General features: G+C 54.6%; 14 protein-coding genes. 4 read left to right on the top strand and 10 right to left on the bottom strand.

What is annotated here, in order from left to right:
- Nucleotides 1-8 precede the first annotated feature (8 nt).
- From AC4G46_RS30605 to AC4G46_RS30615, 3 genes are all read left to right on the top strand, one after another.
- Nucleotides 9-1,103 carry a response regulator gene (locus tag AC4G46_RS30605; protein WP_491125934.1) on the top strand — a complete coding sequence of 365 codons (1,095 nt, stop codon included), beginning with the start codon at nt 9-11 and terminating at the stop codon, nt 1,101-1,103.
- A 263-nt stretch (nt 1,104-1,366) separates the two neighbouring features.
- A complete protein-coding gene (locus tag AC4G46_RS30610) occupies nt 1,367-2,047 on the top strand; it encodes a cohesin domain-containing protein (protein WP_491125935.1) in 681 nt (226 codons plus the stop codon).
- 209 nt (nt 2,048-2,256) lie between these two features.
- Nucleotides 2,257-2,763 (top strand): GNAT family N-acetyltransferase, encoded by a 507-nt coding sequence (locus AC4G46_RS30615; RefSeq protein WP_491125936.1) that lies wholly within the window; start codon nt 2,257-2,259, stop codon nt 2,761-2,763.
- A gap of 108 nt (nt 2,764-2,871) precedes the next feature.
- On the opposite strand, the gene AC4G46_RS30620 is transcribed toward AC4G46_RS30615, so the two are convergent.
- From AC4G46_RS30620 to AC4G46_RS30635, 4 genes are all read right to left on the bottom strand, one after another.
- Complete coding sequence (locus tag AC4G46_RS30620) at nt 2,872-3,111, bottom strand: hypothetical protein (RefSeq protein WP_491125937.1); 240 nt, start codon at nt 3,109-3,111, stop codon at nt 2,872-2,874.
- A 1-nt stretch (nt 3,112) separates the two neighbouring features.
- Nucleotides 3,113-4,540 carry a dihydropyrimidinase gene (hydA, locus tag AC4G46_RS30625; protein WP_491125938.1) on the bottom strand — a complete coding sequence of 476 codons (1,428 nt, stop codon included), beginning with the start codon at nt 4,538-4,540 and terminating at the stop codon, nt 3,113-3,115.
- Nucleotide 4,541: 1 nt separating this feature from the next.
- On the bottom strand, nt 4,542-5,831 hold the full coding sequence (gene preA, locus AC4G46_RS30630) for an NAD-dependent dihydropyrimidine dehydrogenase subunit PreA (RefSeq protein WP_491125939.1): 1,290 nt from the start codon (nt 5,829-5,831) through the stop codon (nt 4,542-4,544).
- 83 nt (nt 5,832-5,914) lie between these two features.
- Nucleotides 5,915-7,306, bottom strand: coding sequence for an NAD(P)-dependent oxidoreductase (locus AC4G46_RS30635; protein WP_491125940.1), 1,392 nt, complete (start codon nt 7,304-7,306; stop codon nt 5,915-5,917).
- Between the two features lie 329 nt (nt 7,307-7,635).
- Between AC4G46_RS30635 and AC4G46_RS30640 the strand changes: the two genes are divergently transcribed.
- The gene (locus AC4G46_RS30640; protein WP_491125941.1) at nt 7,636-9,324 is read left to right on the top strand and encodes a PucR family transcriptional regulator; all 1,689 of its coding nucleotides are present in this window, start codon (nt 7,636-7,638) and stop codon (nt 9,322-9,324) included.
- Here the strand turns inward: AC4G46_RS30640 and AC4G46_RS30645 are convergent.
- From AC4G46_RS30645 to AC4G46_RS30670, 6 genes are all read right to left on the bottom strand, one after another.
- A complete protein-coding gene (locus tag AC4G46_RS30645; RefSeq protein WP_491125942.1) occupies nt 9,290-10,657 on the bottom strand; it encodes an aspartate aminotransferase family protein in 1,368 nt (455 codons plus the stop codon). The two genes, AC4G46_RS30640 and AC4G46_RS30645, sit on opposite strands and share 35 nt — an antisense overlap.
- A 39-nt stretch (nt 10,658-10,696) precedes the next feature.
- Nucleotides 10,697-12,160: a CoA-acylating methylmalonate-semialdehyde dehydrogenase gene (locus tag AC4G46_RS30650; RefSeq protein WP_491125943.1), complete on the bottom strand. Its 1,464-nt coding sequence runs from the start codon at nt 12,158-12,160 to the stop codon at nt 10,697-10,699.
- A 92-nt stretch (nt 12,161-12,252) separates the two neighbouring features.
- Nucleotides 12,253-13,359, bottom strand: a complete 1,107-nt coding sequence (locus AC4G46_RS30655) for an ABC transporter substrate-binding protein (RefSeq protein WP_491125944.1) — start codon at nt 13,357-13,359, stop codon at nt 12,253-12,255.
- Nucleotides 13,360-13,502: 143 nt separating this feature from the next.
- Entirely contained in the window at nt 13,503-14,402 is a 900-nt protein-coding gene (locus AC4G46_RS30660; RefSeq protein ID WP_491125945.1) for an ABC transporter permease, read from the bottom strand.
- On the bottom strand, nt 14,399-15,211 hold the full coding sequence (locus AC4G46_RS30665; protein ID WP_491125946.1) for an ABC transporter permease: 813 nt from the start codon (nt 15,209-15,211) through the stop codon (nt 14,399-14,401). The genes AC4G46_RS30660 and AC4G46_RS30665 overlap by 4 nt, the downstream gene beginning before the upstream one ends.
- Before the next feature lie 2 nt (nt 15,212-15,213).
- On the bottom strand, nt 15,214-15,996 hold the full coding sequence (locus AC4G46_RS30670; RefSeq protein ID WP_491125947.1) for an ABC transporter ATP-binding protein: 783 nt from the start codon (nt 15,994-15,996) through the stop codon (nt 15,214-15,216).
- Nucleotides 15,997-16,352: the final 356 nt, after the last annotated feature.

Consider the following 16,352-nt stretch of genomic DNA (forward strand, 5'->3'; position numbering starts at 1 on the left):
ATTCTGTAATGGTTGTAGATGATGAATGGCCGGCGCTGGAACAGATGCGTGAGCTGCTGCAGCAATGTGAGAACATTGCGTCAATCCATGTCTTTGATAATCCCCGGGAGGCCTTCACGGCCGCCGCCGAGCAGAAGCCGGATCTGATCTTTCTGGATATTCAAATGCCCGAGCTGTCAGGGCTTGCCTTTGCAGAGAATCTGCTGCCGTTCTCGCCGGATACGGAGATCGTGTTCGTAACCGCCTACCGCAGCTATGCTGTGGAAGCCTTTGACCTCTCGGCGGCGGATTATCTGCTGAAGCCGGTAGACCCGCCCCGCCTGTTCAAAGCCTGGTCCAAATTTCTGTCCAAGCGGGCGCAGTCCGGACAGCCGGGGGTACCAAGCGCGAGCGCAAGCTTTCAGTACCTTGGCGGCCACACCTTAACCGGGCCGCTTGGCGTTGTTAAGTGGAGCACACACAAGGCAGAGGAGTTATTCGCCTATCTATGGATACACAGGCAAGGCAGCGTCAGTGTCATTCTGAATGATGTTTTTCCGCAGTGGAATTACGAGAAGGGCAAGCAGTATCTGCATACCACCGTCTACCAGATCCGCAAAACCTTAAAAAATGCCGATCTTGGTGACAAAATCGAACTGACCTCGGACCGGGAAAACTACCGGCTGGAAGCCAAGGGCATCGAAGGGGATGCGGAACGGTTTCAGGAAGCAGCCCTTGCGGCACTGCAGGACAATAATCTGGAGAGCCTGCGGGATGCCTCCTCTCTTTATACAGGCGAGCTGCTGCAGTCTCTGGACAGTCTCTGGATTTATTCCGCCAGGGACAAATACCGACAGCTGTATCTGAAGCTGCTGGAGCAGCTTACACTCGGGCTTATCCAGGCCGGGCGCCACTATGAGGCAGAGGAATATGCCCTGCGCCTGGCTGAGCTTGAACCGCTGGAGGAAAGCTACGCCTTGCAGATTATCTCGCTCTATTACATGATCGGCAAGCCTTTGCGTGCCCAGCGGCGCTTCACCCAGTTCCGTGAATCCTACAGGAGCGAAATGGGCGGAGAGCTTCCGGAGTGGTTCCTTGAAGCCTACGGGCGTCTCGGAACTTAGCCTTGCACAATTAGGCAGATCATCCGCAGCAGGACGCGGTAAAGTGAATTCCGATGGTATACCGGCTACAAAAAATAACCCGGCAGCAGCCTGCCCGGTTATTTTTTTCGCTATTTTCCGTAATAAAGCGTTCTCATTTCGATTTTTTCCGTCACACTTCGACTTTTTATCAGTGTTTTATCAGTGGCAAATAGTACCATTGATTTACACAGCAACGATTACCACATCATACAGTATCACACGAGTATATGGAGGTTGTTACAATGAACGGATGGTCAGGTTTAAAAAAATATTTTAGAGGAACCAATTTCCTTACCCTTATGTTCTCCATGATGCGCGAGGTCACTATAGACAATACGTCCCCTGCTATGTCTGTCGAGGTTACAACCGATCAGCCTGCCTATGCGCCTGGAGATGAAGTGACTGTACTCGTGCACCTGCGAAATTTCGCTCCTAATGATCACGGCTACAGCTACATGAATTTTACAGTGCAGTATGACAGCGAAGTGTTTGATAACTCAGAATATCTCGTACAATCAGCCTATAGCGATTCTGCTTTCACCCCGGGCAACGAGGTCGGCAATATATTTCAGTTTAATTTCATGAATCCCGTCGACGGCGGCATTTATTTCGGAATGAACACAACTATGCGCGGCATCGACATCCAGGTCGAAACCAACTCGAAGCACACCCAAATCCCGGCTGTCGACCAGACACTGGTTACTTTTAAGCTCCGGGTAAAGGAGCATACGCTGGCATCCTCCTCAACGATCAGCCTGGCTAATGAATTCACCCGGATCAGAACATCTGAAGCCGGCAACAGCTTCTATCTCTATTCTCCCGACATCACCGTACGCACTTCCGAACCCGTAGCTATTGTCCCGAACCCTCAAGTCTCCGTATACTCCATGGGGCCTAACGCTAATGCTCACCGCTTGGCCTAATATAACCATTTCATCTTATGTATAACTTATGATTATCGAACCCGGTATATTTAATATATTTAACCAGACTCTCTTATGATTAAACAGGCTTTTCTCCGTTCTTGGCACCGGACGCGGGAAAAGCCTGTTTGTGTATTGGCATTCCCGCCAATCTCATGTACTGTGTTCTTATATTTCGGACTTATTTTTATATGAGGGGAGAGGTACGGATGCTTATTACTTCACAAAATATTGATCTGCGGCCGACTGGGCTGCAGGATCTCGACTTTGTACTGGCTGCCGAGCAGGACGAACACAACTGCCGTTATGTCGGGCAATGGAGCAGAGAGAAGCATGCTGCAGCCATTGCCGACGAAGACATTCTGCATCTGATTATTCAGGACAAAACCGGACAGCCGGCAGGCTACGTTATTATCACAGGGCTGCAGGACCCCAATCTGTGCACATGTCTCCTGCGGATTGTCCTTCATACAAAAGGCCGCGGATACGGCACCGCAGCAATCAGCCTGATCAAGGATTGGATTTTCAGGAACACTGAGACACACCGGCTCTGGCTTGATGTTAAAGCGTTTAATTCCAGAGCCAGACATGTATACGAGGCAGCAGGCTTTACAGCGGAGGGAGTGCTGCGTGAAGCGGTAAAACGCGGAGAATCCTTCGACTCCATGGTGATTATGTCAATCCTGCGGCAAGAGTACGAAGAGCACTTACATTAGCCTGAACATGACCTCAATACACAAATACATATCAAAACTGCCGGTTCCATCCGTACCCGGGTACGCTGGTAACCGGCAGTCTGCCAGCTTCTGTTCCTTATCAGCTTATTAAATAGACGCTTCAACCGGCGCTGCCGGCCTGATTCCGGCAAAAACGGCTGTAGCCACATGCTTGCGCGCATCCGCCGTCAGCAGCAGCAGCTTCACCGGGCCGCTGTCTAAGCCACTGCGGACAAACGTTACCTCGGCACCGTCCAGATCCTCTTTGATATTTACGATTTCATAACCCTGCAGCAGCAGCTTATCAACGGCCTGCCGCTCCTTGTCAAACTCCGCAAATGCTGACATGTCACACCACTCCTCCGCTGATTTCCGCTTTGGCGGGAAAGGCCGCCTCCGCCTCGAACCGTTTGCGGTGCAGGTACTGACCTGCCCCCGCCTGCCCGACGAACTGCTTGTCACGGATGACAAACTCGCCGCGGCTCAGCACTGATACCGGTTCGCCCTTGATCTCGATGCCTTCAAATGCATTGTAATCGACGTTCATGTGATGGGTTGCAGCTGAAAGAGTTCTTTCAACGGAAGGATCGAAGATGACAATATCGGCATCACTGCCGATGGCGATCGTCCCCTTCTGCGGAAAAAGGCCGAACAGCTTGGCGCTGGAGGTAGAGATGATGTCAACGAACTTGTTCAATGAGATGCGGCCTTTCTGCACACCCTCGGAGTACAGCAGGCTGAAGCGGTCCTCGATGGTCGGTCCGCCGTTCGGAATTTTGGAGAAATCACCGCGCCCCAGATCCTTCTGCCCCTTGAAATCAAAGGAACACTGGTCGGAGCCGATGGTCTGCAGGGAACCGTTCCACAGCGCATCCCACAGCACATCCTGATTCCATTGTTCTCGCAGGGGCGGTGACCATACATACTTAGCGCCCTCAAAGTCCGGCTTCTCCAGCGCAGTCTGATCCAGCACCAGATACTGCGGGCAGGTCTCGCCGTAGACACGCAGCCCTTTCTTGCGGGCCTCGGCAATCTTCCATGCCGCTTCAGCACAGGTGACATGCACCACGTAAAGCTGCGAATCAGTCAATTCGGTCAGATAAGCAGCCCGGCCGGTAGCTTCACCTTCGAGCTCCGGCGGCCGGGTCAGCGCATGATAGATCGGGTCTGTATTGCCGGCGGCCAGCGCCTGCTCCACCAGATATTCAATCACATCCCCGTTCTCGGCATGGACCATAACAAGCGCACCCTCCCGCTTGGCGGCCTGCAGTGTTTTGTACAACACGCCGTCATCAGCCTGGAAGGTATTCTTGTAGGCCATGAATACCTTCAGCGAGGTGATGCCCTCCTGCTCGATAATCTGCGGCAGCTCGCCGAGTACCCGGTCATTCAGCTCGGACACCATCAGGTGGAAGCTATAGTCAATCACAGCTTTGTCCTGTGATTTGTTATGCCACGTATCCACAGCGCTCTGCAGCGGCTGGCCTTTGGTGGTCAGGCAGAAGTCAATAACGGTTGTCGTACCACCGTAGGCAGCGGCGATCGTTCCGCTCTCGAAGTCGTCAGCGGTGACCGTTCCGCCAAAAGGCATATCCAGGTGGGTATGCGGATCTATCCCTCCCGGGAACACATAGCAGCCGGAGGCATCCACGATTTCAGCACCCGGCACTTCCAGATTCAGGCCGATCCCGGTTACAATCCCGTTTTCAATCAGGACGTCCCCGGTATACGTGTCTGCAGCAGTGACGATAGTTCCGTTCTTGATGATTTTTGCCATCCTAGACCACCTCCGCTTCTGAATACGAGCCGTTCAGGGTGCTGATTACCCGCTGCCGCTGGTTCCAGGTCATCGGCGCTGCCCCGCTGTCCAGCGCGATCATATCGATTGCGCCGTCAGCCGGGCAGACAATCGAGCACAGATTGCAGCCTACGCAATCTTCCTCGCGCACCTGCAGAACCGCCTTGCCGTCAGCATTCGTGAGCATATCAATACATTGATGCGAGGCATCCTCACAGGCAATATGGCACTTGTTGCAGTTAATGCAGTTGTCCTCATTGATCCGCGCAACGACTTTGTAATTCAGATCCAGGTCACCCCAGTTGGAGTATTTCGGCACCGATTTGCCGATCAGCTCTGTTACCGAAGCGAGCCCCTTGTCATCCAGATAGTTATTCAGGCCGTCGATCATCTCTTCAACGATCCGGAAGCCGTGATGCATCACCGCCGTACAGACCTGGATGCCGGTCGCCCCCATCAGCATGAACTCAACCACATCCTGCCACGTGGAGATGCCGCCGATTCCCGAAATCGGAATGCCGACCCCGCGGTCACGCGCGCATTCAGCCACCATGCTCAGGGCGATCGGCTTGACTGCAGGTCCGCAATAGCCGCCGTGTGCGCCTTGTCCGCCAACATGCGGAATGGTGTTCCAGCTGTGAATATCCACTCCCGCCAGACTGTTAATGGTATTGATCAGGCTGATTGCATCTGCGCCGCCTTTGGCCGCATGGCGGGCAACGACGGTAATATCGGTAATATTAGGTGTGAGCTTCACAATTACCGGCGTGGTCGCCACTTCCTTGACCCAGGTCGTCTGTGCCTGTACGAGATCAGGCTGCTGGCCTGAGGCAGCACCCATTCCGCGCTCGGCCATCCCGTGCGGGCAGCCGAAGTTCAGCTCCAGCCCGTCAACCCCGACATCCTCCACCCGTTTGACGATCTCATGCCATTTCTCCCGCTTGGGCTCTACCATCAGGGAGGCTATCACCGCATGGCCGGGAAATCTCTTTTTCGTTTCGTAAATTTCCTTCAGGTTCACTTCCAGCGGCCGGTCTGTAATCAGTTCGATATTGTTGAAGCCTGCAACGCGCTGCCCGTTGAAATGAACGGCTGCAAAGCGCGACGAGGTATTGATGATCGGATCGCCCAACGTCTTCCAGACAGCGCCGCCCCAGCCGGCCTCGAAGGCCCGCTGCACCTGATAGCCTGTATTGGTAGGCGGCGCGGAAGCCAGCCAGAACGGATTGGGTGATTTGATTCCTGCAAGATCAATTCGCAAATCTGCCATAAATATTCCCTCCCTGTCATATGCAGTCCGCGGTTACCCGCCGGATCTGCATTGCATATTCCTGCCGGTACGCCAGGCAACGGTTAAACCGCAGAACCAACCACACTGTCCTGCAGACCGGATAGCTGTTTGACTATTGCATAAGCCGCATCCTTGCCCTGCTGTGCCGCCGATACGACCATTGCCTCACCATTGCCGGAGCCAAAGACGATATCGCCGGCGGCATAGATCATTGGATCAGAGGTCCGGCCGGTCCTCCGGTCAATCCGTACCACGCCCCAATCGTGCTCCAGCCCCAGTGACTCAATCAGGTCAATCCGCCGCTTCTGTCCGATTGCTATGACTACGGCATCAACCGGCATTACAAATTCCGAGCCTTCAACCGGTATTGGCGTCAGACGCCCGTCCTTGCCTGTCTCGCCGGTCAGCTTCATCCGGACGCATTCCAGCCCGGTCACATTGCCCAGCTCATCGCCGACAATCCGCTTGGGCAAGGTCAGCCAGTTGAATTCAACGCCCTCCTGCTTGGCAAATTCATATTCGAAATCGTAAGCGGTCATCTCACTCCGGGTACGGCGGTAGACCATTTTGACACTCTCGGCTCCGAGCCGCACCGAGCAGGTGGCCGCATCAATCGCAGTATTGCCTGCACCGATTACCGCGACACGCTGCCCCATCAGCTCCAGTGTCGGGATCCCGGTCTTGGTTGTCTCAACCAGTTCAATGGCATCATATACTCCGGAAAGCTTCTCCCCTTCAATGCCCAGCGGCGGCACATAGCCCATTCCGGCTGCGAGCACGATGGCGTCATACTCTTCCCTGAGCTCCTCCACACTAACGTCCACTCCAACCTTAACTCCGGTGCGGATCTGCACGCCCAGCTTCTCCACCTGCTCCACTTCCCACAGCGAGATCGACTGCGGCAGCCGGAAGGAGACGATTCCGTGTGTATTCAGTCCGCCGGCTAGCGGTTTGGCCTCGTAGACCACCACGGCAAACCCTTCACGCGCCAGCTCTCTGGCAGCGGACAAACCTGCCGGCCCGCCGCCGATAACGGCCACCTTCTTGCCGTTTGGCAAACCCGCCTGGAACAGCTGGATGCCGCTGTTAACGGCCCAGTCGGTGGCATACCGCTGCAGCAGTCCGATCTGAATCGGCGCTGAAGCATCGTTCAGTACGCAGGCCCCCTCACAGAGCTCCTCTGTCGGACAGACCCTTGCACAGCTGGCGCCAACCGGATTGGATTCCATGATCGTCATGGCTGAGCCCTTCAGATTATCGGTGGCAATCCGCTTAATAAAGGAAGGAATATTGATGCCGGTGGGGCAGGCCTTGATACAGGGCGCATCATAACAATAGAGACAGCGGTTGGATTCCTCCATTGCGCCCTTGCGGCTGAGTCCGGGCTCCGCCTCGGCGAAATTGCGCATAAACAGTTCAGGTGTAAATGCAGTTAACGGAGAAGAGTGCTCCATCAGTTATCCCTCCCTTTAATTTCATTAGCTGCCTCGAAAGAATTCAATGGCAATTCCACTCCCCAAGGCAGATTAATGTTATATATAATTACATTATTACGATATTCTCCTTAATATTTTGCTTACACTCCGGGCCTTATGTAGTAAAATATACTTCAAACCTAATAAAGCCGTTTATTCCGCATCACATTAAGTCATATTTCCTAACATATTATATTCAAACTATATCCATTTCGTTTTTTTGTTACATTAGACACATTGTCTAATTTCGAAAGTGTATTTTTTACGCCGGAGAAAGCAAGCAGGATAAAGAGCGAGGGGGAAAGCATATGGATTGGGAACTTGTATTTACGGTACGTGATGCACTGAGAAGACCACTGTTCGCAGATGCCGTGATCGTCGGCGGGAAAAGCGGGCTGAACCGGGCGATCCGCTGGGTGCATGTACTGGAGAGCGCCAGCTTCGAGAGTCTGATCCACGGAGAGGAAATGATCCTGACAACAGGTATGGGAGCCAGCGCAGACATTGCGGCCTCCCTGGCCTTTTTACAAAATCTGATTGATAAAAACGCCGCCTGTCTGTGCATCGAGCTCGGGGCTTACTTCAGCACGATTCCCCAGGAGATGATCGAGCTTGCGGGCCGCCATGATTTCCCGCTGATTGTATTCACCCGCACCGTACGCTTCGTAGACATTACGCTCGACCTGCACTCTCTCATCATCAACCGCCACCACAAGATGCTGCAGGAGCTGGAGAGCATCTCCCGTGAATTCCACCGGCTTACCCTGACCTCCCAGGGAACCCTGAAGGTACTGCAGCTGTTATGCAAAAGCACCCGCACCCAAATCGTCTATATGCAGCTCCAAGGCAAGCCGCTATTTTTCCCGGCGCTTCCGCCGGAAGAGCAGCTCCCGCTGCTTGGCTTCTTTGAATCGCTTGACGATGAGCTTGAGGGCATACAGCCCGATGCCGCACCCTGCATCCGTGAGTTCGGACACAGGAAGATTGCCTTGAAGCCGGTAGGGGCGCTCGACCAGACCTGGGCTTATATTATGATGATCAGCAATCATAAGCCGCAGGAATTCGACTGCCTGCTGCTGGATTCCGCTTCACTCTCGATTGCACAGGAGCTGCTGCGCACCCGCTATATGGAAGAACGCAAGCTGTTTTCCGAGAATTTGTGGGTCGATGAGCTGATCAGCGGACGTATCGAGGATGACAACCGGCTCAAGGGTCTGGTCGGCCCCGACTTTAATATCGTGAACGAGCTGAGCTACCGGGTCTGTCTGATTGAAATCGAGAATCCGCGCGATGTGAAATGGAACAGCTCGGAGAACGACTGGGAATCCATCACCTTCCACCTTTCGCTTATCATCAGGTCCCTCTTCGAGAAATACTCCCTGCGGCCTCTGATTACCCTGAAAAATAACCGGCTTACCGTAATTGCACTCGACATCCAGTCCAGGCTCCCCGGCAAGCTAAGGCTGCAGCAGGCACTTGATGCACTCCAGCACATCCGGGCTGATGAAAAATTAAAGGACCTGCAGCTCGTCACCGGAGTCAGCAAGTCCCACAAAGGCCTGAAGCAGGCATATGCCGGCTATCAGGAAGCAGTACAATCTCTGTCGCTCTATTCTTGTTATCAGAAGCCGGTACTCTTCTATGAAGAGCTGGGCGTGTTCCAGCTGCTCCTCAACCTGAATGACGGGAAGACGCTGGAGAACTTCATCCGCAGCTATCTGGGACCGCTGATCGATCATGACCAGTCGAAGGGCAGCGAGCTGATGCTGACACTGCGCGTGTTCCTCGATCATGACGGCTCCAAGCAAATCGCCGCCCGCAACCTGTTCATTGTCAGGCAGTCCCTTTATTACCGGCTGGACAAAATCACCGAACTGCTCGGCGAGGACTTCATGCTCCCCGAGAACCGCATCTCGATCCAGGTTGCCCTGCGCGCCTATCAGCTGCTGTACCCCGATAAGCTCACGCTCTCCAGCTCCCGTTCAGCACAGCTGTGAGCGTATCAACAATGAATTGTATATCACTATCCGTAGACGAAAGCGGCGGCGCGAGTGTCAGTACATTATTGAAGCCTGCCACAGTGTCCCCGTTCTTGCCGATAATAAGCCCTTTAGCCTTACATTCGCCAATAATGCCTTTGACAGTATCCAGTGCGGCAGGCTGCCGGGTTGCCTTGTCGGCCACCAGCTCGATGCCGATGATCAGTCCGAAGCTGCGGATATCGCCGACCAGCCTGTGATCAAGCAGCCCGGATAGCCCGCTGTGCAGCCTCTGCCCCAGAATACCGGCACGCTCCACCAGCTGCTCCCGCTCCAGAATCTCCAGATTGCAGAGGGCCAGTGCACAGGCTGCCGGATTGCCGCCGAAGGTATTCACATGACGGAAGTGGCCGTAGCCGTCGCTGTTATCCTTGAAGGCTTCATAAATATCCTTGCGCACCGCGGTTGCCGACAGCGGCAGATACGCACTGGTCAGCCCTTTGGCCATGGTGACGATATCCGGCTTGATCCCGAAGTTCTGATGGCCGAACTTCCGCCCGGAACGCCCGAAGCCGCAGATGACCTCATCCATAATCAGCAGCACGCCATATTTCCGGCAGATTTCCTGCACCCGGTCCAGATAAATCTGCTCCGGCACAATGACGCCGCCGCCGGTAATGACCGGCTCCATGATTACAGCAGCAACCGTCTCTGCGCCCTCCCATACGATCTTATCCTCGATCGCCTGTGCACACTGCAGATTGAATGCCTCCACAGTCATGCCTGCAGGGCGGCGGTAGCTGTCCGGCGGAGCCACATGCAGGAACCCTGCAGCCAGCGGCTCATATTTGTACTTGCGCTGCGCCTGGCCTGTAGCAGACAAAGCCCCGAGCGAGCTGCCGTGGTAACCGCGGTAACGGGCGATGAATTTACTGCGGTAATGCTGGCCGGTCTGCTGATGGTACTGGCGGACGATCTTGAAGGCCGCCTCATTCGCTTCAGAGCCGCTGTTGGAGAAGAAGATCACATAGTCGCCTTCCAGCCACTCATTCAGCTTCTCAGCAAGCGCAACGGCCGGCATATGACTTTGGGTAAGCGGGAAATACGGCAGGCTGAGCAGCTGATTGTAGGCAGCGTCAGCCAATTCTTTTCGCCCGTACCCGACATTTACGCACCACAGTCCGGACATTCCGTCCAGGTATTTATTGCCGTCAATATCGGTAACCCACGACCCGCTGGCCGAAGCCGCGATCATCGGGGGACTCTGTTCACTGTATGGTGTAATGTTATGCCATAAATACCGCTGATCCTTCTTTATGGCCGCTTCGCTCTCTTTGCCCAGGCTCTGCATGGCAAGTTCCCCCTCTTTCGAAATCAGTTGTATGGAACACTAATAGCGTGCAGTAATCATCTTCTTGCGGGTATAGAATTCAACACCGTCACGCCCGTTGGCATGCAGGTCACCATAGAAGGATTTCTTGTATCCGGAAAAAGGAAAAAACGCCATCGGTGCCGGTACCCCGAGATTCACACCCAGCATCCCTGCATCAATCTCTTCCCGGAACTCACGGACCGCGCGGGCACTGTCTGTATACAGACAGGCACCGTTGGCGAACGGTGAGCGGTTTGTAATCTCTATCGCTTCGGCGAGATCTTTGACGCGTACCACAGACAGCAGCGGAGCAAAAATCTCATCCTGCCAGATGGTCATTCCCGGCTGCACACGGTCAAAGATGGTCGGCCCCAGGAAATAGCCGGCACCTGCTGCTGCGCTATCCTTCCGGCCGTCGCGTACCAGTTCCGCCTGCTCGCTGATTCCGGCTTCGATATAGCGGATCGTGCGCTCCTTATTCGCCTCCCGGATAACCGGCCCGAGAAATACGCCATCCTCCCTGCCGTCCCCGATCTTCAGGCCGTCGGCCGCCTGAATCAGGCGGCCAACCAGCTCATCGGCGATAGCCTCATGTACAACTACAACCGAGCAGGCCATACAGCGCTCGCCCGCCGAGCCGAAAGCAGCTGCCGTAATATTCTTTACGGCATTGTCCAGGTCGGCATCCGGCAGCACAATCGAGTGGTTTTTGGCGCCGGCCAGCGCCTGCACACGTTTGCCGTGAGCTGTCCCCTGCTTATACACATATTCCGCCACCGGCTGTGAGCCGACAAAGGAAATCGCCTTCACATCCTCATGCTCCAGCAGGCCGTTCACCACTTCATGCGCACCATGCACCACATTCAGCACACCCGGCGGAAACCCGGCTTCACCGAACAGCTCCGCCAGCCGGTTAACCAGCAGCGGCGTACGCTCCGACGGCTTCAGCACAAAGGTGTTGCCGCAGGCTACTGCCAGCGGAAACATCCAGCAGGGCACCATCATCGGAAAGTTAAACGGCGCAATTCCGCCGATCACCCCCAGGGGGTAGCGGTACATGCCGGATTCAATGCCGGAAGCGATGTCCGGCAGCTGGCTGCCCATCATTAGCGTAGGAGCTCCCGAGGCAAATTCCACGCACTCAATGCCGCGCTGCACCTCACCGAGCGCCTCTTCCCTGCTCTTGCCGTTCTCCAGCGTAATCAGATCGGCCAGCTCATCCCGGTGCTGCACCAGCAGCTGCTGGTACTGGAAGAAATAACGGGCTCTCCGCGGAACGGCAACCCTTTTCCATGAATTATAGGCAATTGCCGCCGCGAGGACTGCAGCATCCACCTCCTCCCTGCTCGAGATCGGAACATAGGCAATCACCTCGCCGGTTGCCGGATTGAATACCTCCTCTTCCTGTGCGGAGGGTGAATCCACCCAGCTGCCGTTCACATAGTTTCTGATTTTCTCTGCCTGCCTCACTACCAGAGACATGATACCTCACCTCTTTCTTGATCTGGGCTGCCGATGATAATAGATGACCGCCTCACCGGCGGTCATCTGCGTGTTATTTATGGACGGAAAGCTTACTCTGCTGCCATCTCAACAATCTCATTCGTATAGGCTTCATTCACATCGGCCGCTTCCTTGATTACTCCGAATTTAAGGGCAATATCTGCCGTCTGCTGGAATGCGGCAGCATCGGTATAGCCCAGCTTGGCAATATCAAAGCCCTCCGGCTGAATCAGCTTGGCTACTTCTGTCATCATAGTCAGCTGATGCTCGCGGGTTGTACTGCCTTCCTCAGCGAGCTTCATTACGCTGTCCACAGCCGCTTCCGGATCGGCGATCGCATCCTTCCAGCCCTTGAGTGAAGCACGGACGAACTTCGCTGCAATCTCCTTATTATCCGCAAGCCATTCTTTATTGGCGAAGAGGTTATCCTCAAGCATGGCTACCCCCTCATCGTTCATATCAATAACATTCAGATCTTCAGCCTTTATTCCCGATTCCAGCACAACCTGATATTCATTGTAGGTCATGGCTGAAGCGGCATCGATTTCACCGCCAAGGAACTGGTCCATGGTGAAGCCCTGCTTCGTAAAATTCAAATCCTTGTTGGAATCGAGCTTATACTTATCGAATAGCGCCAGCAGTTCAAACTCATTGCCGCCCATCCAGTTTCCGACCTTTTTACCCTTCAGATCAGCCGGACTGCTGATTCCCGCATCTTTCTTGGACACCAGGACCAGGCCGCTCTTTTGGAAAATCTGTGCGATCTGTACCAATGGCATTTCCTGCTCCTGGCTGGTCAGCAGGCTTGCCACCCAATCTACCCCGATGTCTGCCGATCCGCCGGCCACCTGCTGCTCCGGTACAATGTCAGGCCCGCCGGGCAGAATTTCAACGTTCAGCCCCTCCTCGGCATAATACCCCTTATCCTGTGCCAGGAAATAACCGGCGAACTGTGCCTGGGGCACCCATTTCAGCTGCAGCTTGACCGTAACCGGCTCTGCAGCAGGCTCTGCCGTTGCCGCTCCCGGTGAAGCGGAAGCCTCTGCAGCCGTATTCGCTTCAGCGACAGGTGCATTGGCATTGTTGTTTCCTCCGCAGCCGGCCAGCAGAGAGATGAGCATAATCATTGCCGCCAGCAATAGCCCGCCGTGCGGTTTACCCTTTTTCCCGTTCTTCAAATGCAACTCCCCCTACCATTTTGAGTTTGTGGTTCTTGCACAGCACAGTATGGTTGCCATCATGGTGCCTATATCCACACGGCCCGCGGTCAGGTTCTCTGTCTCCCTCACGCGAAGGTCCGGATGTAACGGGTAAAAGAAGGTCACGAACGCCGGGAAGGATGCCACCTGATAAATACCTTCTCCAGCCGTTCTACAATCAGGTAAAACAACACCCCGGCAATGGCTGCAAGCACAATACAGGACCAGCCGAGCGGCATTTTCGCCACCTTGATGGAGTTGGAGAGAAGATAACCAAGCCCCCTGGAGGAAAAGAAAAACTCGCCGACGATGGCTCCGATCATACTCGCGGTAGCATTGATCTTGAGGGCGGTAAATACGTACGGCAGACTGTTCTGAATCCGCAGATACCGGAATACCGCCGACTTGCCGGCAGCATAGGAATGCATCAGATCGAGCGCCAGCGGGTCTACCGCCGACATTCCCTTGTAGGCATTGATTGCCATTGCCGCCATTGTCGTTGCAGTAACAATAGCCGCCCGCGAGCCGATGCCGTCGCCGAACCACAGGTTCATAATCGGGGCCAGCGCCACAATCGGTACGGCATTGAGCGCCGCGACCAGAGTCAGGCTGCCGCCGCCCCAGCGCGGCCAGGCGGTTGCAGCCAGGGCAATCAGAAAGCCGCCGGCCGAGCCGATCAACATGCCGGCTACTGCTTCGGTAAGGGTATAGCCGGTATAGGACAGCAGCAGGCTGTAATTCTCCCGCATGGCTTCCCAGATAGCAGAAGGCAGCGGAAGCTGATATTTCTTCAGGTCAAACAGCTTATGAAACATCTGAAGCTCCCAGAGGAGCAGGAAGATTACACCGGCTGCAAGCGGCAACAGCACACCCGCATTAAGCCATCCGGCCAGGCGCCGTCTTCCCCTCTGCTTCTCCGGGCCTGATGAAACACTATCTATCGTTGTTATAAGAGATGAAGGCGGGCCTTCACTTCCAGCCGCAGCGATATATGCAGGCTCTTGCACTGAACTGCTGCTCATGAGCGTTCTCCCCCCTTCGGCCGGAACTCGGGCTGCCACGGTGCAACCAGACGCTCGACAAGCGTCATCAGCCAGTAGCTGGCGATACCCAGCAGCGCCCCGACCAGAACTGTAGACCAGAACATGTACGTATGGGAAGGCCCATAATACAGATTCCGCAGCATAATGACCCCTATACCATGCTGGGCGCCCATCAGTTCAACCAGAATGGCCCCGGTTACCGCAAGCGGAGCCGCGATTTTGAGGCCGCTGAACAGTCCCGGCAATGCAGCCGGAAGCTTCAGCTTCCAATAGACTGCCCACGGCTTGGCTGCATAGGAGTGCATGAGCTCCACTGCGGGAAGATCCACGCTGCGCAGGCCGCGCAGCATGTTCAGCGCAACCGGAAAAAAAGTGATATACCCGGAGATGATAATCCGCGATACCTGCTCATCGCGTACAATCCCGTAGATAATCGGCGCGAGTCCAAGAATCGGAATCATCTGCGAAGCAACCGCGTACGGGAAGGCGAGCCGTTCAACCGTTCTGGACAGGCTCATCAGCACAGCGAGCAGCACTCCGGCTGCGGCACCGATCAGGAAGCCTATACCGGCATTGCCGAAGGTCGCTCCGCCCTCCTTCAGCAATGTGCCGCTGTACTTCCACAAGGTTGCCGCCACCTCATGCACATAAGGCAGCTTGGATTGGGCCAGCGGGGTCTTCACCACATGGAGCAGCATCCAGGAGACGGCTTCCCAAATCGCCAGCAGGCCGCAGATCCAGACGAGCAGCGGCAGATAACGGCTGCGGAGCAAGCTGTTCGCCTTCATCGCTACACCCCTTCGAAACTGTCGCGGATGCGGGCGATCAGTTCAAAAAACTGCGGGCTGTTCCGCATCTCTGCTGTACGCGGGCGCGGCAGCGGAATATCGACAACAGCCGATAACCGTCCCGGATGCGGGGATAACACGAACACTCTGTCCGAAAGGAAGATAGATTCAGGAATACTGTGGGTTACAAACACAATGGTGCTCTTCACCTTGCTCCAGACGGAGAGCAGCTCCTCATTCAGACGCTCACGTGTGAATTCATCCAGCGCGGAGAACGGCTCATCCATCAGCAGAATCTCCGGCTCCATCGAGAGTGCGCGGGCGATGGCCACACGCTGCTGCATTCCTCCGCTGAGCTGCCACGGATACTTGTCGGCAAAGCCCCGCAGCCCGACAAGCTCCAGCAGCTCCAGCGCTTTTTCCTCACGGGCCGCCTTCTTGACTCCCATCAGCTCAAGCGGAAGCGTAATGTTGTGCTTGACCTTGCGCCAGTCATACAGCACCGGACTCTGAAAAACAATGCCGTACTTCTGGGCCAGCCTCGCTTCCTTGGCACTTTTTCCTGCTACCGTTACATCGCCCGCAGTTGGTGTCAGAAGATCTGCCATAAGTCTCAGTAATGTTGTTTTGCCGCAGCCTGAGGGACCCAACAAAGAAACGAATTCGCCTTTGGCAATATTAAGGCTGACCTGATGCAGTGCCAGCACATCTGCACTCTCCGTCTGATAACGCATTTCTACGTTTTCCAGCTGTATCTCAGGAATCTTTGCCGCTACAAGTGACATATCCTGTTCCCCCTTTATCCCTGATTCTTGATCATCAATGTTAAACAACATAACATATTATTCATTTTTGATAAATGATTAAAGTTTCGATGTAGGATTAACTAACATCTTACACTCTGCGGTCCGGACACTCACTAGACAAAAAGTAAAATAGCGCCTGTGAAATTCCGTCACTTTGTCTAGGCGCGGGACCGGAATTGTTAAAGAATGCGGCGGATGCCGATATACATAGATGGGGGATTTTACTCCCCCGACAGGATACTGCGGACTAAACGGGGAAGCCCGGAAGCCGAATGTTATCCATAACAAACTGTGATACTATTTATGTATATCCTTGATCAAACAGGAGAAAATTC

This window comes from Paenibacillus sp. fava2 (assembly GCF_058313675.1).